The organism is Campylobacter sp. BCW_4323, from assembly GCF_001763115.1.
In the GTDB taxonomy this organism is placed as follows: Bacteria; Campylobacterota; Campylobacteria; order Campylobacterales; family Campylobacteraceae; genus Campylobacter_D; species Campylobacter_D jejuni.
Genome location: NZ_MJYC01000036.1, coordinates 90218 through 112500, shown reverse-complemented (window position 1 = coordinate 112500; position 22283 = coordinate 90218). Strand labels below are relative to the sequence as shown.

The 22283-nt window shown below is 33.2% G+C and carries 7 protein-coding genes, 2 tRNA genes, 3 rRNA genes and 2 pseudogenes (1 of these 14 cut by a window edge); 11 read left to right on the top strand and 3 right to left on the bottom strand.

From position 1 onward, the window contains the following. The 9 genes from AJN60_RS02495 to ccsA all read left to right on the top strand — a co-directional run. Nucleotides 1-485 (top strand): 16S ribosomal RNA (locus AJN60_RS02495) (it extends 1027 nt beyond the left edge of the window). Nucleotides 486-587: 102 nt separating this feature from the next. Next, nucleotides 588-663 (top strand) — tRNA-Ala (locus tag AJN60_RS02490). Nucleotides 664-671: 8 nt separating this feature from the next. Beyond that, a tRNA-Ile gene (locus tag AJN60_RS02485) sits at nt 672-748 on the top strand. Between the two features lie 726 nt (nt 749-1474). Beyond that, nucleotides 1475-4533: ribosomal RNA gene (locus tag AJN60_RS02480) — 23S ribosomal RNA — on the top strand. Between the two features lie 256 nt (nt 4534-4789). After that, a 5S ribosomal RNA gene (gene rrf / locus AJN60_RS02475) occupies nt 4790-4906 on the top strand. Together the 16S, 23S and 5S rRNA genes with 2 tRNA genes alongside form the textbook arrangement of a ribosomal RNA operon. A gap of 422 nt (nt 4907-5328) precedes the next feature. Next, on the top strand, nt 5329-7299 hold the full coding sequence (locus AJN60_RS02470) for a cytochrome c3 family protein (RefSeq protein WP_070285813.1): 1971 nt from the start codon (nt 5329-5331) through the stop codon (nt 7297-7299). A 41-nt stretch (nt 7300-7340) separates the two neighbouring features. Continuing rightward, on the top strand, nt 7341-9410 hold the full coding sequence (locus AJN60_RS02465) for a rhodanese-like domain-containing protein (protein WP_079861544.1): 2070 nt from the start codon (nt 7341-7343) through the stop codon (nt 9408-9410). Nucleotides 9411-9453: 43 nt separating this feature from the next. Then, on the top strand, nt 9454-10038 hold the full coding sequence (locus AJN60_RS02460; RefSeq protein ID WP_070240505.1) for a SoxW family protein: 585 nt from the start codon (nt 9454-9456) through the stop codon (nt 10036-10038). Next, nucleotides 10031-12736 carry a cytochrome c biogenesis protein CcsA gene (gene ccsA / locus AJN60_RS02455; RefSeq protein ID WP_070285811.1) on the top strand — a complete coding sequence of 902 codons (2706 nt, stop codon included), beginning with the start codon at nt 10031-10033 and terminating at the stop codon, nt 12734-12736. Before AJN60_RS02460 ends, ccsA begins: the two co-directional genes overlap by 8 nt. A gap of 34 nt (nt 12737-12770) precedes the next feature. On the opposite strand, the pseudogene ggt reads toward ccsA, so the two are convergent. Beyond that, nucleotides 12771-14443, bottom strand: a pseudogene (gene ggt, locus AJN60_RS02450) (gamma-glutamyltransferase). Nucleotides 14444-14672: 229 nt separating this feature from the next. Here ggt and AJN60_RS02445 point away from each other — a divergent pair. Together AJN60_RS02445 and AJN60_RS02440 are read left to right on the top strand one after the other, a co-directional pair. Further along, nucleotides 14673-18428, top strand: a pseudogene (locus tag AJN60_RS02445) (type IIG restriction enzyme/methyltransferase). Beyond that, on the top strand, nt 18428-20188 hold the full coding sequence (locus AJN60_RS02440) for an ATP-dependent nuclease (RefSeq protein ID WP_070285810.1): 1761 nt from the start codon (nt 18428-18430) through the stop codon (nt 20186-20188). The pseudogene AJN60_RS02445 and the gene AJN60_RS02440 overlap by 1 nt, the downstream one beginning before the upstream one ends. A gap of 126 nt (nt 20189-20314) precedes the next feature. Here AJN60_RS02440 and AJN60_RS02435 read toward each other — a convergent pair whose 3' ends face one another. Both AJN60_RS02435 and AJN60_RS02430 read right to left on the bottom strand, forming a co-directional pair. After that, on the bottom strand, nt 20315-21016 hold the full coding sequence (locus tag AJN60_RS02435; RefSeq protein ID WP_002879193.1) for an SIMPL domain-containing protein: 702 nt from the start codon (nt 21014-21016) through the stop codon (nt 20315-20317). Then, the gene (locus AJN60_RS02430) at nt 21013-22215 is read right to left on the bottom strand and encodes a multidrug effflux MFS transporter (protein WP_070285809.1); all 1203 of its coding nucleotides are present in this window, start codon (nt 22213-22215) and stop codon (nt 21013-21015) included. Before AJN60_RS02430 ends, AJN60_RS02435 begins: the two co-directional genes overlap by 4 nt. Nucleotides 22216-22283 lie beyond the last annotated feature (68 nt).

The window sequence follows — 22283 nt, the reverse complement described above, 5'->3', positions numbered from 1 at the left end:
CTGCACGGCTGTCGTCAGCTCGTGTCGTGAGATGTTGGGTTAAGTCCCGCAACGAGCGCAACCCACGTATTTAGTTGCTAACGGTTCGGCCGAGCACTCTAAATAGACTGCCTTCGTAAGGAGGAGGAAGGTGTGGACGACGTCAAGTCATCATGGCCCTTATGCCCAGGGCGACACACGTGCTACAATGGCATATACAATGAGACGCAATACCGCGAGGTGGAGCAAATCTATAAAATATGTCCCAGTTCGGATTGTTCTCTGCAACTCGAGAGCATGAAGCCGGAATCGCTAGTAATCGTAGATCAGCCATGCTACGGTGAATACGTTCCCGGGTCTTGTACTCACCGCCCGTCACACCATGGGAGTTGATTTCACTCGAAGCCGGAATACTAAACTAGTTACCGTCCACAGTGGAATCAGCGACTGGGGTGAAGTCGTAACAAGGTAACCGTAGGAGAACCTGCGGTTGGATCACCTCCTTTCTAGAGTACAAAGTAATAAGTCTCACCACTATTACTTCAATATATAAACTCAATTGATTCTTGTTTAGATTTCAAAGATTGATGATAAAGCTAATTGTTTATGGGGAATTAGCTCAGCTGGGAGAGCGCCTGCTTTGCACGCAGGAGGTCAGCGGTTCGATCCCGCTATTCTCCACCATTTATTAAGGGCCTATAGCTCAGCTGGTTAGAGTGCACCCCTGATAAGGGTGAGGTCACAAGTTCAAGTCTTGTTAGGCCCACCATAAAAAAGATTTGAATAAAAAAGCTTTAAAATCTAAAGCAAGTATATAAAGTAGATTAAATATAAAATATAAACTCTATATTCAGATTTACTTTTATCTTTAACTATAAAAGAATATACTTTAAATAGATATAAGTAGCATATACATTATGTATTTATATTTATAATGATTATATTAATATATATACTTCCTTTAGGTTTTAAACCTAAATGTTCTTTTTAATTATCATTGTTAAGAGTCACAAGCAAGTTTTAATAAAAACAATTTTACAGGACTTGTTAAAGGATAAAACCTATTTATCTTTTCTTTGGTTTAACTTATATCTTTTAATTATCTTTATTTCTATAATAAAGAGAATATTAGATTTAAGATTTATAAATTAAAGACAAGTTTCAAACTCACAGCTTAGTTGAGACTAAATCATTTAGTTTTATATTAAGTGTTTGAATGCTTTCCGTCTTAAGATAAAGAAGTCTTATCATAAAAACTTTAACAAGGAAGTGATGCGTTTTAGAATCAATAATAAAAGGTAGAAGTTAGATTATATCTAACTTTTATGCAAATTGTTTTTTTAGTGATTAAGAATTGAAGCTTTATCTACATTAATTTTTTAATGAATGTTTAGTTTATTTCGTTTTAAGTCTAATATCTTTTAGGTTGGCGGGGTAGGCCTTTAGCTTTGGTTCTTTAAGATGAGCCTTGCTCATTTGCTAAAAGAACATCAAAAGGTAAGCTACTAAGAGCGAATGGTGGATGCCTTGACTGGTAAAGGCGATGAAGGACGTACTAGACTGCGATAAGCTACGGGGAGCTGTCAAGAAGCTTTGATCCGTAGATTTCCGAATGGGGCAACCCAATGTATAGAGATATACATTACCTATATAGGAGCGAACGAGGGGAATTGAAACATCTTAGTACCCTCAGGAAAAGAAATCAATAGAGATTGCGTCAGTAGCGGCGAGCGAAAGCGCAAGAGGGCAAACCCAGTGCTTGCACTGGGGGTTGTAGGACTGCAATGTGCAAGAGCTGAGTTTAGCAGAACATTCTGGAAAGTATAGCCATAGAGGGTGATAGTCCCGTATGCGAAAAACAAAGCTTAGCTAGCAGTATCCTGAGTAGGGCGGGACACGAGGAATCCTGTCTGAATCCGGGTCGACCACGATCCAACCCTAAATACTAATACCAGATCGATAGTGCACAAGTACCGTGAGGGAAAGGTGAAAAGAACTGAGGTGATCAGAGTGAAATAGAACCTGAAACCATTTGCTTACAATCATTCAGAGCACTATGTAGCAATACAGTGTGATGGACTGCCTTTTGCATAATGAGCCTGCGAGTTGTGGTGTCTGGCAAGGTTAAGCAAACGCGAAGCCGTAGCGAAAGCGAGTCTGAATAGGGCGCTTAGTCAGATGCTGCAGACCCGAAACGAAGTGATCTATCCATGAGCAAGTTGAAGCTAGTGTAAGAACTAGTGGAGGACTGAACCCATAGGCGTTGAAAAGCCCCGGGATGACTTGTGGATAGGGGTGAAAGGCCAATCAAACTTCGTGATAGCTGGTTCTCTCCGAAATATATTTAGGTATAGCGTTGTGTCGTAATATAAGGGGGTAGAGCACTGAATGGGCTAGGGCATACACCAATGTACCAAACCCTATCAAACTCCGAATACCTTATATGTAATCACAGCAGTCAGGCGGCGAGTGATAAAATCCGTCGTCAAGAGGGAAACAACCCAGACTACCAGCTAAGGTCCCTAAATCTTACTTAAGTGGAAAACGATGTGAAGTTACTTAAACAACCAGGAGGTTGGCTTAGAAGCAGCCATCCTTTAAAGAAAGCGTAATAGCTCACTGGTCTAGTGATTTTGCGCGGAAAATATAACGGGGCTAAAGTAAGTACCGAAGCTGTAGACTTGCACACAACTTAGATTATTTAAGTTTAGAATATAAAAAACTAAGTTATATGTTTTAAGTTATATTTTTACTGATTTTTATAGAGTAAAGATAGAAATAAAACTTAGTAAAATCAGTAAAAATATTCTTGGTTTAAAGTTTAAGTAGTTTAAGTTGTGTGCAAGTGGTAGGAGAGCGTTCTATTTGCGTCGAAGGTATACCGGCAAGGAGTGCTGGAGCGAATAGAAGTGAGCATGCAGGCATGAGTAGCGATAATTAATGTGAGAATCATTAACGCCGTAAACCCAAGGTTTCCTACGCGATGCTCGTCATCGTAGGGTTAGTCGGGTCCTAAGTCGAGTCCGAAAGGGGTAGACGATGGCAAATTGGTTAATATTCCAATACCAACATTAGTGTGCGATGGAAGGACGCTTAGGGCTAAGGGGGCTAGCGGATGGAAGTGCTAGTCTAAGGTCGTAGGAGGTTATACAGGCAAATCCGTATAACAATACTCCGAGAACTGAAAGGCTTTTTGAAGTCTTCGGATGGATAGAAGAACCCCTGATGCCGTCGAGCCAAGAAAAGTTTCTAAGTTTAGCTAATGTTGCCCGTACCGTAAACCGACACAGGTGGGTGGGATGAGTATTCTAAGGCGCGTGGAAGAACTCTCTTTAAGGAACTCTGCAAAATAGCACCGTATCTTCGGTATAAGGTGTGGTTAGCTTCGTACTAGGATTTACTCCGAAAGCGAAGAAACTTACAACAAAGAGTCCCTCCCGACTGTTTACCAAAAACACAGCACTCTGCTAACTCGTAAGAGGATGTATAGGGTGTGACGCCTGCCCGGTGCTCGAAGGTTAATTGATGGGGTTAGCATTAGCGAAGCTCTTGATCGAAGCCCGAGTAAACGGCGGCCGTAACTATAACGGTCCTAAGGTAGCGAAATTCCTTGTCGGTTAAATACCGACCTGCATGAATGGCGTAACGAGATGGGAGCTGTCTCAAAGAGGGATCCAGTGAAATTGTAGTGGAGGTGAAAATTCCTCCTACCCGCGGCAAGACGGAAAGACCCCGTGGACCTTTACTACAGCTTGACACTGCTACTTGGATAAGAATGTGCAGGATAGGTGGGAGGCTTTGAGTATATGACGCCAGTTGTATATGAGCCGTTGTTGAGATACCACTCTTTCTTATTTGGGTAGCTAACCAGCTTGAGTTATCCTCAAGTGGGACAATGTCTGGTGGGTAGTTTGACTGGGGCGGTCGCCTCCCAAATAATAACGGAGGCTTACAAAGGTTGGCTCAGAACGGTTGGAAATCGTTCGTAGAGTATAAAGGTATAAGCCAGCTTAACTGCAAGACATACAAGTCAAGCAGAGACGAAAGTCGGTCTTAGTGATCCGGTGGTTCTGTGTGGAAGGGCCATCGCTCAAAGGATAAAAGGTACCCCGGGGATAACAGGCTGATCTCCCCCAAGAGCTCACATCGACGGGGAGGTTTGGCACCTCGATGTCGGCTCATCGCATCCTGGGGCTGGAGCAGGTCCCAAGGGTATGGCTGTTCGCCATTTAAAGCGGTACGCGAGCTGGGTTCAGAACGTCGTGAGACAGTTCGGTCCCTATCTGCCGTGGGCGTAAGAAGATTGAAGAGATTTGACCCTAGTACGAGAGGACCGGGTTGAACAAACCACTGGTGTAGCTGTTGTTCTGCCAAGAGCATCGCAGCGTAGCTAAGTTTGGAAAGGATAAACGCTGAAAGCATCTAAGCGTGAAGCCAACTCTAAGATGAATCTTCTCTAAGCTCTCTAGAAGACTACTAGTTTGATAGGCTGGGTGTGTAATGGATGAAAGTCCTTTAGCTGACCAGTACTAATAGAGCGTTTGGCTTATCTTTAATAAAGCATCACTTCCTTGTTAAGGTTTTTAAGAAGACTTTGAATATAGATAATATTTAGAGTTTAATAGAAATCTTTCAAGTAAAGTTTATATTAGAACTTGCTCTTAACATTGTTTTTTAAGTATTCTATATAAAAACTTATTAAAGATAAAAGATAAGTAAAGAAGAAAGAGAATAAAGAAAAAAGTAAAGAAATGAAAGATTAAGCTTTATTTTTTAAATTCAATCTTTCAAAGAATATTTAAATAACAATGTCCGTGATTATACAGATGTGGAAACGCCTTGCTCCATCCCGAACCAAGAAGCTAAGCACATCGTGGGTGATGATACTACGCCTTACTGGCAGGGGGAAAGTAGCTCATTGCGGACTTGTTAAATATCTTCATTACTTACTTTATATATAAATCCTATGTTTATTTTTATTGTTGTTTTAGATGATGCTTAGAATTGTGTTTAAAAAAGAGTTTGTTGCTGGTTAGGGTTTTTAGAGAGAATAGGGTGTTTTTAGGGGTTTGGAAGGTTTAGTATATTTATATGGATTGTATAAATTTAGTTCTTTTAAAAAAGTTGTTTGGGTGATCGGCTACTTGGTTTATTGATATAATTTTAAATAAAAAATAGAAATTAATATATAAATTCACGATGAAATTGTTAATTTTATTAATTATTAAGTTTAATTAACATAAACTTTATATATAAAAGTTAATATAATTTAAATAAGATAATTTATATCTTAAACTATTTATTTCATAATTATATTATCTTAAAAATTTTATTTATAAGGTGTATCTTATGAAAAAGCTTATTTCTAAGGGAAAGGTTTTAACCCTATTGCTTGGGGTGGGATTTGCTTTAAATGTGAGTAGTGCAGAAAATTCAAATGTTCTTATTCAAGGAGAAGTTGCACAAGATGGCGATACTAAACCAAGAACACTTGAGGGTTATGTGCACCAAGAAGATGCGTTTTTTAAATATCTTAAAGAACATCATCCTATGTTTAAATATGAAAAAGAAGGTCGTATAGTAGGTAAATATGCTATTAGTGATAGGGAAGAAGAATATGTAGAATTTTCTAATGGTCCTACTTTTGCACAGCAAAACAATCTAGCTCATACTTCAGTGACTTATCGTTTAGGAATGGAATCTTTTTTAGATTTTCCAAACAAATTTGTAGGTCCAAAAAAATGTGGTGAATGTCATCCTGCTCAATATAAAGCTTGGGAAAGATCACGTCATGCAAAAACCGTTCGTTTTCCTGATGAGTTTGAAGAAGTAGGAAATGATTTAAAAAAACCTATGTATAACTCACAATCTACTATTTTACCAGATGGAATTTATCCTGATGATGTCTATGCTGTAATTGGAACACCTAGAACAAAATATGGTTTTATTGATAGATGGTTGGTTCGTGGAACTTATCATGTTGAAGATGGAAATCTTAGCAATATGACAGGAAAAATAGTAGCCGGAGGTAATCAATTTTCAAGACTTTGGAGTGAGTTTTTAACACCTGAAATGACCAAAAAAATAGCAGAATTTTCTCCAGGTTTCCCTACTACTATGGAACAATTTGGAGGTAATGGCTCTCAAGTTTGGGGAACAAATTCTTATGCAGCACAATATCGTAAAAATATGCTTTTTCAGCCTGCAAGTTCTTATTGTGAAACCTGTCATAGTTTTAAATTTGATTTTAAAAGCAAAGAAGAATTTTATAAAGCTTTAGGAAATACTCAAGAGCTTAGAAAACATACAATTTCAAAAGGTATTTCTTGTGAAGAATGTCATGGTGCAGGTGCTCATCTTTATGGTGCTAGAGGTGCAGGTATGCCATCAAACTGCGAAAGATGTCATCAAAGATTTTCTTATAATGAAGAAGATGCTAAGAAAAATCCTAGAAAACCATTTAATGCCTTCTTTAAATCTAGCTGTCCAGCTTGTGGAACTGAAGGTGCGCAAATGTATAGTTCAGCTCACTATGATAAGGGTATGAGATGTTCTACTTGCCACGATCCTCATGAGGTTACTTTCAATGATTGGAAAGATGGATATACTAAAGTAGGGCTTAAAAAAACTTGTACAGATTGTCATGACACACAAGCTAGCTTCTTTAAACAAGGAGGAATTCATTCAAAAGATAATTGTACAGCTTGTCACATGCCAAATATGATGAGTTGTGAAAACTTTGGAGCAGTTCAAAATCCTGATAAAGGTGGATTTGATAATGTTAGAGCTTCTCACATTTGGAAAATAAAAGTTGATAAAACTGCTAAAACTCTTAATCCGCCAGAAGGTAAAGAAAGATCTCCAAAAACTCCAGGATGGACCATCGCTAGAGATGATGATGGAAGATTTTTCCTTGATTTAATGTGGGCTTGTGGACGTACAAGTTTTAGTGATCCAAATTTAATGGGGCCAGGTGCAAGTGGATGTCACAGTGCGGTTCAATCAAATTTACCTAAAAAACTTCATTTTACAGATCAAGAGACTATCTACGACATTGTCGTAGGTTGGCAAAAACCTGTAAAAGATGGATATGAAAATATTCTTAAAGGCGTGAAAGAAATTGATAAAGCTATGGCTGAAAATCCTAAGCTTTCTGTAGAGAAAAAATCTCGTGTTATTACTTTGGCAAATCAAGCAAGGGCTATTGCAGAAAAATTGCAAAAAGATGGTTCTTGGGGTGTGCATGGTCCTGTTTACTCCAAAAAAATAGTAGATGAGGCTTTGGTTTATATACAAGAAGCTAAAAATATTTTAAAATAAAATTTTCGTCCATTTTTTTGGGCGAGTTTAAGGAGTAAATTTTGAAACAAAGTTTAATAAAATTTATATTGCTTGCTGTTTTTTGTTTTTCAACCCCTTTTTTACTTGCCGACGGAAAAATTCAAATAGGTATAGTTGAAGGTGTAACTCCTATCAGTATGAAAGATGCTGAAAAACTTTTAGGGCAAAAAAATGTATATTTTGTGGATGTTAATTCCAAGGAAGAAAGAGAGGTTGCAGGTAATATACCTAATGCTGTTTTAGTTGATGCGCAAAATTGGCAAAATTTATTACCTGATGATTTTAATGCAACCTTAATTTTTTATGGGTCGAATCGTTTTACTTTTGATGCTTCTAATATTGCAAATTTAAGCCAAAAATTAGGCTATACCCATGTTTATGTTATGTTAGATGGTATAGAATCTTGGGTGCTTTCTGGAAGAAAAGTTCAAAAAGAACAAATAGAAAAATGGCAAAACGCTAAAAATTTAGATGATTTTAAAGATAGCATTCATTCAAGAATGTATTTTGGAGATGTTCCAAGTTGCAGGGATTGCCACGGAAAAGGCGAAGATAAAAAATCTATTCGCTACAATAATGCTACAAATTTAGATCTTATCAATAAAAACTGCGCAAGTTGTCATAAAGATATAGATAAAGAATTTAAACACAGCATTCATCAAAATATCAGCCAAATACAACTTGATAAAGATGGAAAAAAGAAAAAAATTCCAACTTGTACCACTTGTCATGATATCCACAACAACGATCCATTAATGAATGCAATGACCTTAAAACAAAGAAGTGATTTTAAGTGCGGTGAATGTCATCAAGATAAACAAGATCGCTATCATGATACTTTTCATGGTAAGGCTATGGTATTAAATAGTCCTGGTAGTGCTCCAAAAATCGCAGCCTGTTATGATTGTCACGGCAAACACAATATTTTAAAAGTTGAAGATTTAAACTCAACCCTATCGTCTTTAAATCGTGTTCAAACTTGTGCACAGTGTCATCCAAATTCTAATGAAAATTTTGCCAATTTTATTGCACATGCTGATCATAGTGATGGAGAAAACTATCCTTTACTTCACGGTGCTTATATCTTTATGACCGCTTTAGTGATAGGAGTTTTTGTATTCTTTGGTTTGCATACTTTACTTTGGAGTATAAGACTGATTTTAGCAAGATTTTCACATCCTGCAGAATGGAAAAAAGCAAAAGAAAATGCACACAATGACAAGGTTTTAATCAAACGTTTTTCAACCTTCCATAAAATTCAGCATTTCTTTATGGCGGCAAGTTTCTTAGGACTTGCTTTCTCGGGTTTGCCGCAAAAATTTTATACCGCTCCTTGGGCACAAACCATGATAGATCTTATAGGCGGACCAATCGGTGCAACCATAGTGCATCATATTAGTGCTATTGTTATGTTTATAGTCTTTTTCTCTCATATTGGAGAAATCATACTTGTAAACTGGAAAAGAAGAGATTTAGTGCGTGATCCACAAACAGGAAAACTTGATAAAATGAAAATTTTAAAAGCCCTTTTTGGACCTGATTCTTTAATGCCAAATTGGCAAGACTTTAAAGATATGAAAGCACATTTTAAATGGTTCTTTGGCATGGGCGAAAGACCACAATTTGACCGCTGGACTTATTGGGAAAAATTTGATTATCTAGCAGTATTTTGGGGTATGTTTGTTATAGGACTTTCAGGATTGGTTTTATGGTTTCCTACTTTCTTTAGTACCTTTTTACCAGGTTGGATGATCAATCTTTGTTCTTTAGTGCACTCTGATGAAGCTTTACTTGCAACAGGATTTATCTTTGCAATCCACTTCTTCAATACTCATTTTAGAGCAGATCGCTTCCCTATGGATATGGTAATTTTCTCAGGAACCCAAAGTGAAGCCGAGATTAAACAAGAAAGAAATGCGTATTATCAACGCCTAAAAGAAAGCGGAAAGCTTGAAAGTTTATATGAGAAAAACTCTAAATTTGATTCTTATAAAGGCATTGCTAAATTAGCAGGTTATTTGATGCTGATTACAGGAATGATCTTTTTATTCTTGATGATTTATGCTTTTATAGTGGATTTGTTAAAATAATAATTGCCTAGATTTTCTAGGCAATTTTAAATGAAAGGATTTGATGTTAAAAAAACTGATTTTAGGATTTATAATATTGTTATTTTGTGCTTGTAATGATGAAAAAATAGATGAAAATATTCTTTCTAAAGGAACAAAAACTACAGAACAATACAAACAAGATGCAAACAATCTTGATCTCAACTCTTACAAAGAAATCGCAGAATTTTTTAAAGACAATCAAAATATTGTTTTTTCTGACAAACCTGTGCTAATTATTTTTAGTGCAAATAATTGTGTTTATTGCGATAAATTAAAACACGAAATTCAAAACAACAAAGAAGTTCAAAATATCTTAAAAAACACATATAATTCTTATTATATCAATACAAGTTATCATAAAATTCATAATTACGACAATAAAAAAACAAGCACAGAAGAACTTTCAAGAGAATTCAATATAGACGCTACGCCTACTTTGGTATTTTTTACTCCTAAACATAAAACTTTACTGATTTATCCTGGTTTTATGAGTGCTAAACGCCTTGCTTTGACTATGGAAATTTTAAAAGATGAAAAAAATCAAAAGCTTAATGAAGATAAGCTTTTTAAAACACTTTTTCTAGCATACAAGGAGAAAAATGTTTAAGAAAAGCTTTTTTTCCTTTTGGATGAGTCTTATTTTACTTTTTATCTATGCTCTTTCTTGTGCAGTAGCGACTTTTGTCGAAAATGATTTTGGCACAAATGCTGCTAAAGCCTTAGTTTATAATGCTTTATGGTTTGATATCTTACACCTTTTGCTTTTAATCAATCTTATAGGTATTATTTTTATACACAAACTTTTACAAAGAAAAAAATATGCTTCCTTGCTCTTGCATAGTGCTTTTATAGTAATTTTATTTGGCGCTGCAATCACGCGTTATTTTGGCGTAGAAGGAGGTATGCACATTAGAGAAGGACAAAGTTCTGATATCATTGTGACAAGAGATGAATTTATAGCCTTAATGCTTTATAATGATGAAGGTAAGGTTGTAGAATATCAATCCTTTGAAGTAGCTTTTAATCCTTTACTCCATAATAGTTTTGAAAAAAAAGTTTCCATGCAGCAAAATAAAACTATAAATTTAAAACTACTTGATTATGAAAAAGCCTCTAATGCAATGAGCAATCCTATCATCAAAATGCAAATTTCTTTTAATAATGAAAGCAAAGAAATTTTACTCACTCCAAATTACAACAATGAAAATGTTTTGCCTTTTAGACTAGGAGGTGAAATTTTTGCACTCAACTGGGGTCGTGAAGAGATCAAACTGCCTTTTTCTTTGACTTTAAAAGATTTTATTCTAGATCGCTATGCAGGTTCTATGAGTCCTTCTTCTTATGCTTCAGATATCGAAGTGATCGATCAAGATAAAAGTTTTGAGTATAAAATTTTTATGAATAATGTTTTAGATTATGGCGGATATAGATTTTTTCAAAGTTCTTATGATCAAGACGAACGAGGCACCATACTTTCAGTCAATAAAGATCCTGGAAAAATTCCGACCTATATAGGCTATACTTTGCTGACTTTAGGTTTTTTATGGATTTTATTTGCTAAAAACTCAAGATTTCAAAAATTATCAAACTATCTTAAAAATCAAAAAAATCTTTTATTAATTCTTTTTTGTCTTTTTGCTTTTAATATAAAAAGTTTTGCCGATGAAAATACCTTAAAGCTTATACAAAATATCAAAGAAAATTCTGCAAAACATTCTATGCTTTTTGGAAGCTTACTTGTGCAAGACTTTGATGGCAGGATAAAACCTATCGATACTTTAGCGATGAATTACATCCATAAGATTACCAAAAAAAATGATTTTTTAGGTTTAAACTATAATCAAATTTTTCTTGGTATGATGATGTATCCACAACATTTTAGACAAATAAAAATGATTAGCGTAAAAACTGCAAAGCTAAAAGAAATTTTAGGCGTGGATAAAAATGAAAAATATCTTGCTTATGATGATGTTTTTGATGGAGATTTTTACAAACTTTCAAACTATATAGAAGAAGCAAACCGCAAAAAACCTGCTCTAAGAGATCAGTTTGATAAAGATATTTTAGCTCTTGATGAAAAAATCAACACCGCTTTTTATATCTATAGCGGAGAAATTTTTAGAATATTTCCTGATCCAAGCCAAAAAACCTATACTTGGTATTCTCCTGCTACACCTATGCCTTTTGATTTAAAGGATATAGAAAATATGCAAAGCTTATTGGCAAAATATTTTTTTGATTTTGAACAAGCTTTTAGTACCAAAGATTTTTCTAAAGCCGATGAAAGTTTAGAAAGACTTAAAAATTTTCAAAATTTCTACGGAGCAAATCTTATCCCTACACCTACTCAAATTTCTTTAGAGCTTTTTTTAAATCATTATAATATTTTTGACAATCTCACCCCTATTTATCTTTTACTAGGTAGTATGCTTTTTATCTTATTAGTCTATGAAATTTTAAGCCTTAAAAAAGCTCCAAAAATGCTTAAAAATGCCATTTTTATTCTCATTACTTTAAGTGTTTTAGCTCATGCTTTAGCTTTAATCTTTCGTTGGTATGTAGGAGATCACGCTCCTTGGAGTAATGCTTATGAAAGTATGGTTTATATAGCTTTTGCTTGTGCTTTTGCGGGACTTGTTTTTTATAAAAGATCTTCTTTAGCGCTTTGTACTGCAAGTATTATGGCTGGAATTTCTCTTTTTGTAGCACATCTTGGTTTTATGGATCCACAAATTACAAATCTTGTGCCCGTTTTAAAATCCTATTGGCTTAATATCCATGTTTCTATCATCACTGCAAGCTATGGATTTTTAGGACTTTGCTTTTTGCTTGGAGTATTTAGCTTGATTTTATTTATGTTAAGAAATCCAAAAAAAGCTCAAATAGATCAAAGTATTTTAAACTTACATTGTATCAACGAAATGGCGATGATAATAGGACTTGCTTTACTCACTATAGGAAATTTCTTAGGTGGAGTTTGGGCAAACGAAAGCTGGGGAAGATACTGGGGCTGGGATTCTAAAGAAACTTGGGCTTTAATTTCTATTATTGTTTATACTATGATTTTACATCTTAGATTTATCTCAAAATTTAACAATCCTTACGCCTTTGCAAGTGCGAGTGTTATAGGATTTTATTCTATTTTGATGACTTATTTTGGGGTAAATTTCTATCTTTCAGGATTGCATTCTTATGCAGCAGGAGATCCTGTGCCTGTGCCTAAATTTTTATATTTTTTCATTGCTTTTACAGTGATTTTAATTTTAGGAGCATTTTTTAAAAGAAGACTTAAAAATCCTGTATAAATTTACCCTTGAAATTTCAAGGGTAAATAAGAAGTTAGAATTCTTTTCTTGTATCCATAGAGCCTACGATTTTTCCAGTTTTTGGATCGACCATGATAGCGCATTTACATCGCCCATATAAGGTTCTTTGGTAATTTTATAGCCCATTTTTTCAAGATTGTTTTGCACATCTTTGATGATTCCAAAAGGCTCTGTTCTGATTTCATCAGGTAGCCACTGCATGTGAAATCTTGGAGATTCTACTGCTGTTGATATATCCATTTTATGATCGATCACATTTGAAATCACTTGTAAAACTGTCGTGATGATCCTAGAACCACCTGGACTACCTACTACCATAAATACTTTTCCATCTTTTAGTATGATAGTTGGACTCATAGAGCTTAAAGGTCTTTTTTTAGGTTCTATAGCATTAGCTTCTCCGCCTACAAGTCCGTATAAATTTGGTACCCCTGGTTTGATTGAAAAATCATCCATTTCATCATTGAGTAAAAACCCCGCACCTTCAATCGCAGCGCCCGAACCATAACTCGCATTGATAGTATAGGTAATGCTTACAGCATTGCCTTTGCTATCTAGCACAGAATAATGAGTGGTATTATGTCCTTCGCGAATTTGTCCTAAACCAGGTTTTACTTTTGAGCTTGGTAAAGCCTTATCTTTTGGAATTTTTGCATAAATTTCTTTGGCGTATTCTTTGCTTGTAAGTTTATCAAGTGGGATTTTTACAAAATCAGGATCGCCCATGTATTCTGATCTATCCGCATAAGCTTGACGCATAGCTTCAGTCATTATGTGTAAAGTTTTAGAGCTTGCAAAGCCTAAATTTTCTATATTGGCATTTTCCATGATATTTAAAATTTCGATAATATGAGCACCCCCACTGCTAGGTGGCGACATGGAAATGATATCATAACCCCTATAAGTGCCTTCTACAGGTTTTCTCCAAATAGCTTGGTATTGTGCTAGATCTTCTTTAGTGATAATGCCTTTGTTTTTAGCCATATCCGTTGCTATTAAATCAGCGATTTTTCCCTTATAAAAAGCATCAGGACCTTCCTTTGCGATAAGTTTTAAAGTTTTTGCTAGATCTTTTTGGACAAATAAATCCCCGCTTTTATAAGTGCTGCCATCTTTTTTAAGGAAATATTTGCTTGAACTAGGAAATTCTTTAAACATATCTTTAGTTTCTAGCATGGTTTGTTCTTGTCTATCATTGATGAGATAACCTTTTTCAGCTAGTTTTATAGCAGGAGCCATCAAGTCTTTTAGTTTCATAGTGCCGTAGCGATCAAGTATAGCACTCATACCTTTAACCGTTCCTGGTACTCCAGCAGCTAGATAACCTATAGTTGAAGCATCTTTTATAACTTCTCCTTTGCTATCAAGATACATATCTCTGCTTGCTTTTAAAGGTGCCATTTCTCTAAAATCAAGCGTGGTATTTTCTCCATTGGCTAGATGAATGACTGCAAAGCCACCACCACCTATGTTTCCTGCTGCAGGATGCACTACAGCCAAAGCATAACCTACAGATACAGCTGCATCTATGGCATTTCCGCCTTTGTCAAGAACTTCTTTGCCTATTTTATTGGCTAGCTCGTGACTTGATAAAACAAGTCCTGTGCCCGTTCTATCTTGTATAGGTGGATTAGCTGCACCAAAACTTAGCGTGATTGAAATCGCAAATATAGCTAAATAACGCATTTTACTCCTTTTTAATGATATATAGAATTATTGTAATAAAACTAGGGGTATTGATAAATTTAAAAAATGATATATTTTTATAAAAATATTTAAAATTTTAAAATTTTGTATCAAATATTCTCATTTTATATAATTATTTTTTTATAAAATTACAAAAAGTAACTTTTAAATTTTATACCAAACTTGAGATTTTTTTGCTAAAATATTTAAAATTTATTGAAAGTGCAATATGAAATTTGAAGCTATAAATGAAAAAGAATTTTTAAATCCCTACCACCGCAAAAAGCCTATCTTAGAAATAGAACTAAACGAATTTATCAAAACTTTAAAAGACTATAAAATAAATTTAGAAAACAATCTCAAAAACAACGAAGATTCCCTTGTGGCAAACGCTCTTAGCAAATTTTTTGAAAATTTATCTTTTCAATGCGAAGTCAAAAGCATACACAAAGGTAACAGTGGTATAGACTTAGCCTTAAAAAAAGATGGCCTTACTCAAGTCATCATCGAAGCAAAATTGCCTAATTCTAGAGAATTTTTTAGCCCAAGCAAACCTAATTGCAAGGCTTTGCATGAGTGAATTTTATACTATCTTCGCGAAAGAAAAGCGTTAAATTCATCGCTTAAGCACATCATCATCACGGATTTTTATAGCTTTTTTATCTTTAAGGCGGATTTGTTTGAAGAGCTTTTTAACAAAAGCAAGTATTTTAAAGAAGCTTTTGAAAATTTTGAAAGCAAAAACTCGCTTTTTAAAGGCAATACCGACGAAATTTATAAAGAATTTGAAAAGATTTTAAATGGCGATAGCACTTTAAAAGGGCTTTTTGTGGATTTAAAACCTATCTTAGAGCAAGATAAATTAAGCTTTGGTAAGCTTAAGCCTTTGTTTAAAATTTTTAGCAAAGATTGTTTGCTAAGTGAGTTTAACCCCAACGATGCAAATTCACTCAACAACGCTTTTTACAAAGAGCTTTTATACATCTTAGGGCTTTGTGAGAGCAAACAAAATTCAAAACTCATCATCGCAAAAAGTGAAGAAAGTAAAGAAGAGCAAGGCACTTTCTACACCGCTATAAATTCTAAGCTTGAAAAAGAAAATTTTGAAACCATCTTAAAACTTTTGATCTTATGGCTTAATCGCATTTTGTTTTTAAAGCTTATAGAGTCAAATTTGGTGCGTTTTAATGATGATAAAAATTTGAAATTTTTAAATTTCAAAAAAATCCCTGATTTTGACAAGCTTAGCGAACTTTTCTTTGAAGTTTTAGCCAAAGAAAAAAGCGCGAGAAAGAAAAGCGAATTTGCTTATCTACCTTATCTAAATTCTTCTTTGTTTGAAAAACAAAGCATAGAAAACACACTTGAAATTTCAAGCTTAAGCAATGATTTAAAGCTTTTTTACTATAAAAACACTGTGCTAAAAGATGATAAATGCAAGGCTAAAAAAGGACAAGTGAGGCTTTTGGAATACTTGTTTGAATTTTTGGATAGCTTTGATTTTGGTAGCGATGATGAGCAAAGCGAAATTTTAAACCAAAAAGAACTCATAAGCTCAAGCGTTTTAGGAAATGTGTTTGAAAAACTTAATGGCTACAAAGAAGGGAGCTTTTACACGCCAAGCTTTATCACTTCTTATATGTGTAAAGAAAGCATCACAAAAGTTGTGCTTGATAAATTCAACGCTCAATTTGATCTTGATGCTAAAGATATAAGCGAGTTAAGAAGATCTTTAAGAAAAGAAGATAAAAAGATACAAAAAGAGCTTTTAAACTCTATAAAAATTTGCGATCCTGCGGTGGGAAGCGGGCATTTTTTGGTTTCTGCTTTAAATGTTATGCTGAGTATCTATGATGAGCTAAATCTTTTTGATGAAGAGTTTTACCTAGAAGTACAAAACGATGAAATTCTCATCACGGGTAGAAAAGGCGAGTTTATAGAGTATAAACGCCCAAAAACACCTAAAGATAAAGCCCATCTTATCCAGCAAGAACTTTTTCATACCAAAAAAGACATCATAGAAAACAACCTTTTTGGAGTCGATATCAACCCTAACTCATGCGAGATCGCCAAGCTAAGGCTTTGGATAGAGCTTTTAAAACATAGTTTTTATCAAAGCTTTGATGATGAGAATTATCACGATCTTAAAACATTGCCAAACATCGATATAAACATAAAATGCGGAAATTCTTTGGTATCTTACTTTGAAACAGGCAAAAGCCTAAACCACTATCCTAACATCAAAGAACGCATCAGCAAATACAAACGCACAGTAAAAGACTATAAAGAAGGCTTTTACACAGATAAAAGCCACATCAACCAAGAGATAAAAAATCTCAAAATTTCTTTTAAAAATTTCTGCTTTGCAGATAAATTTAAAAAAGAAATGAAAGGCTTTAACGATAAATGTGAAAAATACTCTAAAAAATACGGAAATTTCTTAGCCGTAGATGATGAAAATTTGAAATTCTTTATTAGTGCGAATATGACTCTTTTTGACTTTGATGAAAAAGAAGCCACAAAAGAATTTGCAAATCTTAAAAAAGAATACGACAATATCTTCAACCTAGAAAGCAATCATCCTTTTGAATGGCGTTTTGAATTCCCTGAAATTTTGGACGATGATGGAAATTTCAAAGGCTTTGATCTCATCATCGGCAATCCACCTTATATAAAAGAAGCCGAAAATAAAGAACTTTTTGCTAATACAAAAAAGCTAAGAACTTATCAAGGAAAAATGGATATTTGGTATCATTTTGTAGGGCGTGGATTTGATATGTTAAAAAATAATGGATATTTAGCATTTATAGCTACTAATAATTGGATTACAAATTCAGGAGCTAAAAAACTACGCAATATAGTTTTAGAAGAATCCCAAATTTTAAGCCTTGTTGATTTTAGTTCTTTTATGGTGTTTGATTCTGCAAGTATACAAACGATGATTATGAGTTTTCAAAAAATAAAACCGCCTAAAAATTACGAATTTCATTTTGCTAAAATCACAACCCAAACTCCAATTTATGAAGATGCTCTAAGTCTTTTAAAAAATGAAAAAACCCAAAACAATGAAATTCTAAAGATAAATTTAACTCCAAAAAAATTCATAGATAAAACTTTAAATTTTACAAAAAGTGATTATGAAGAATTTTTCAATAAAATTCAAAAATATGGGAAATTTTATCTTGAAGAAAGGGAAGTGGCACAAGGAATAGTTTATCCTCAAGAAAATATAAATAAAAAATCTTTAGAAATTTTAGGAAATAATTTTTATTTAGGACAGGGAATTCAAAAATTAACAAATGAAGAAGTAGAAAATTTAAATCTTTTAAAAAATGAAAAAATACTTTTAAAACCAATTTTTGAAAGCGATAATATTCAAAAATATTTTGTAAAAAGATATAATTATTTTTGGGTTATTTATACAAATTCATCTTTTAAAAATCCAAATTCTATGGATAATTATCCAAATTCGAAAAAACATTTAGATAAATTTAAAAAGGTTATCACTTCTGATAATAAACCTTATGGTTTGCACCGAGCAAGAGATGAAAAATTTTTTACAGGAAGTCCTAGAATAGTAGCACTTAGAAAATGCGTAGGTGAGCCTAAATTTAGCTATGTTGATTTTGATTGTTATGTGTCAGCAACTTTTTATGTGATTAAAACTCAAAGAATTAATGTTAAATATTTAACTGCTATTTTAAATTCAAAGCTTATAGCATTTTGGTTGAAACATAAAGGAAAAATGCAAGGCAATAATTATCAAATTGACAAAGAGCCTTTACTAAATATCCCTATAGTAACTATAAATTCCAAAAATAAAAAAATAGCCGATGAACTTATAAATTTAGTCGATGAAATTTTAAAAGCTAAAGAACAAGACAAAAACACAAACACCCAAGAACTAGAAAATAAAATCAATTCTATCGTTTATAAACTTTACAATCTCACCGAAGATGAGATAAAAATAATAGGAGATAAATAATGCCAATAAAAATTAAAAAAATTTCTATAAAAAATTTTCGTTCGATTATAGATATGGAAATTAATGTATCACAAGAAAATGGAATGGTTGTTTTTTGTGGCGCGAATAATGTTGGAAAAACAAATATATTAAGAGCATTAGCATTATTTTTTGATAAATTCGCTTTTTTAAAAGAAATAGATTGTCCTCATTATAAATACGAAGCTACTAGGGGAGGTAGCTATAGGCCAAAAATAAAAATTACTTTTGTAAAAAATTCAGATGAGTATCATATAGAAAAAGATTGGAATTTATCAACAAAAGATAAAGATAATTTTAAAGAAAGTGAAAAAAAATATAAACTTAGCGGAATGAAAAATAATTCCAAGCTAAATGAGAAAGATATTAATAGCTTTTTAGAGGAAATAAATTTTTTCTTTTTAGAGGCTATAAACATTTCGTTTCCACCTACTATAAAGATACTAATAGATGAAGTACTTGAAATGGAAACAGCTGGAAGAAGAATATCTGGTAGTAAAAAAATTTTAAAAGAAAAAATTGAAACAGTTTTAAATGAATTACAAGGTGTGCTAAATGAATTATCAAATAATATTTCACCTTTGCTAGAAAAATATAAAGAAGGATGGAGTTTCGGTTTTGATGTGCCAAAAGAAATAGAAAGTTTTAAAGATTTGTTAATTGCTAAAACAGATTTTTTTATTAAAGATAATTCGCAACATAAAACATTGCATTCGAAAGGTTCTGGATTGCAAAGATTATCGCATATATTGATGCATTTTCGTATTTTAGATAAATTGAGAAAAAATAATGACTCTTGGATAATAGCCATTGATGAACCAGATGTTTATCTTCATTTTGGATTACAGAAGAAATTGCTATCTGACATAAAAGAAAACGCTAAAGACGGACAATTTTTTATTACAACACATTCTCCAATTTTTATAGATTCTTCAACCTTTACAAATGTTAATCTTTTAGAGCAAAAAGTTGAAGAAAAAAGTTTTAAAAGAAAAAACGGGAATGTATATAATTGTATCTCAACACAGTTAGTTAATATCTCTGATAGCATTGGTATGAAAAAAATTCGTGATTATTTGGGTATAGAATGTAACGATTTTATGATATTTGATAATTTTAACATCATTGTAGAAGGACAATGCGATAAGGTATATATAGAAAAAATATTGGAAATACATAATATTGATAAACCTTATATTCATTCTTGTGATGGGGCTGATAATATAAAATCGTATTTAGAGTTTTGCGATTCTTTTGCGCCAAAAAATGCTTTATTTAGGGTTATATTAGATAACGACGAAAAAGGCAGAGAACAATATAATAAAATTTCTAATAAAAAATTTAAATTAATAAAGGTAGAATGTATATTTGTTGATATGTCTAATGGAAAAGACAATAAAAATATTGAAATAGAAGATTTGATACCAATAAGAATTATATGTAATGGTATAAATACAATACTGTCTAAAAATAAGTTATATAAAACATTTTCAAACAAACAAATATTGGAAATAGAGAGTAAAATCAAGTGCAATGCTTTTGCAGATAAGGGTATTCTATGTTTATTAGAAAATGAGAAAAATAACATAAATCCAAACAATGGAAATAATATAAAAATAGATGGGATAAATGTTAAAAAAAGTTTAGCACAATATTTTGAAAATTTAAATAAAGATGAGATTAATTTAGTTTTGCATAGCGAAAAAATACATAACTTTATTAATAAGATAATAAGTGGTTAAAACATGATTTATATTTTAGAAGACAAAAATATATTATGTTGCGAATAGCAAAATTAATTCTTAAACCGCACGAAAAAATTCTATAGTTCCAAGCTAGGCCTTAAAGCTTAGCTTGAAATTTCATCATCAGTCTTTTAAGTAGTATTCTATAGTAGAAACCACTCTTATGGTTTTGATATAAGGGGTGTTTTTATCTCTGTTGCTGATGCTAAATTGTCCTTGAGAAGCCTTTTTTATCTTGCCTAGATGGCTGTTTGAATCTTGTGCGAATTTTATCGCTGCATTTCTAGCATTGAGCGTTGCTTCTTCTATCATTTGTGGTTTTATCTCATTTAGCTTCGTGTAAAGGTATTCTATATCATAATCATCGATTTTTGTTACTATACCAAATTTTGCAAGACTTGAAATGTTTTCTAGTATGCTTTTTCCAAGCTTTACATTTTGAGTATAGATGAGTAAATTCGCAGTGCCTATGTATCGGTATGTAGCTTGAGTGTCGTTGCCATAAGGATCGCTTAAACGATCTATGATATTTGGCGAGTTGTAGCTGATCTCATCTTCTTTTACGCCTTGTTTTTCTAAAAATTTGATGATATTTTCTTTATCTTGTTCTAGTTCTTCGTATAAATTTGTAAGATTGTTGTTTGATCTTGTGAATTTTATAGGAAGTATCAAAGTGTCTGCTTCGACTTCTTTTTGGCTTAAACCCTTTACGCTTACACTTCTTTCAAGTGTTTTAAAATCACTTAAAGCCTTGTTAAATCCAAAAGCTAGAATCAAACTTGCCAAAACTATGGCTAAAGCCATAAAGATATTATTTGTTTTCATTTTTTCTCCTTTATTTTGATTAGAAAATATATCATATTTGCAACCAATACGCAAGCACACATTACAAAAGCAAGGATTATCGGCGTATTTGCGTTAATAGCCCCAACCACGAAGGAGATAAAGCCTGCAAAACCAAATTGCACCGTTCCAAGCACCGCAGAAGCAGTTCCGCTATGCTCTTTAAACCTTGCCATAGCCAAAGTCGTGGTATTAGGTGCGATGAAACCAAGCATAGCGATACTTGTAAAAATACTAAGTTCAAAAAGCAAGAAATTTGGGTGAAAAAAAGCATTTGCAAGTAAAATCACGGTCGATATAAACATTATCATCAAAGCTTTTGCCAAAATTTTTTCGCTTTCGTATTTTAAAACCAATCTCGCATTGATATTTGCACAGATGACAAAACCTAAAGCATTTGCTCCAAAAAGCAAAGCAAATTTTTGCTCACTTAAGCCAAAAAACTGCGTAAAAACAAAGCTTGATCCTGTGATATAAGCAAACATCGCCGCCAAAGCAAAAGAAGCGCATAGTATATAAACTAAAAAGCGTTTATCGCTTAAAACAAATTTGTAGCTTTTCATCGCTTCATGATGGGAAAATTTTTTGTTTTTAAGATGAGGTGCGGACTCTTTTAAACCAAAAAGTATCATCAAAAAAAGTAAAATTCCCAAAGCAAACAAAGTCGCAAAAATACTATGCCATGAAAAATACTCTAGCAAAATTCCCCCAAAAGTTGGTGAAAGCATAGGAGCAAGAGAACTAAAAACCATCATCAAAGCAAAAATCCCTGCAGCTTCTTTGATCTCAAACAAGTCATTGACAATAGCCCTTGCGATAACCACACCTGCACAACCCCCAAGTGCTTCAAAAAATCTCAAAGCGATAAAAGCATAAATATCATCGATAATCACACAAAACAAACTCGAAACGATGAAGAAAAATATCCCTGCCAAAGCTGGAATTTTACGCCCAAAAATATCACTTAAAGGCCCATATATAAGCTGTCCTAAAGCAAAAGCGATAAAAAAACTTGCGATACTAAGTTGGGTTAAAAAAGAATTAGTTTGAAAACTTTGCTCCACATGAGAAAGTGCAGGCAAATACATATCTGTAGAAAGCGGTGCTATGCTTGACATCAAAGCAAGAATAACGATGAGTTTAAATTTAGCAAAGCCGTGAATTTTGGTGTGTTTTTGCATTTGTAATCCTAATTATTCTAAAAGAATGATTTTAACAAGTCAATCTTAGAATAATCTTTGTTTTTCTA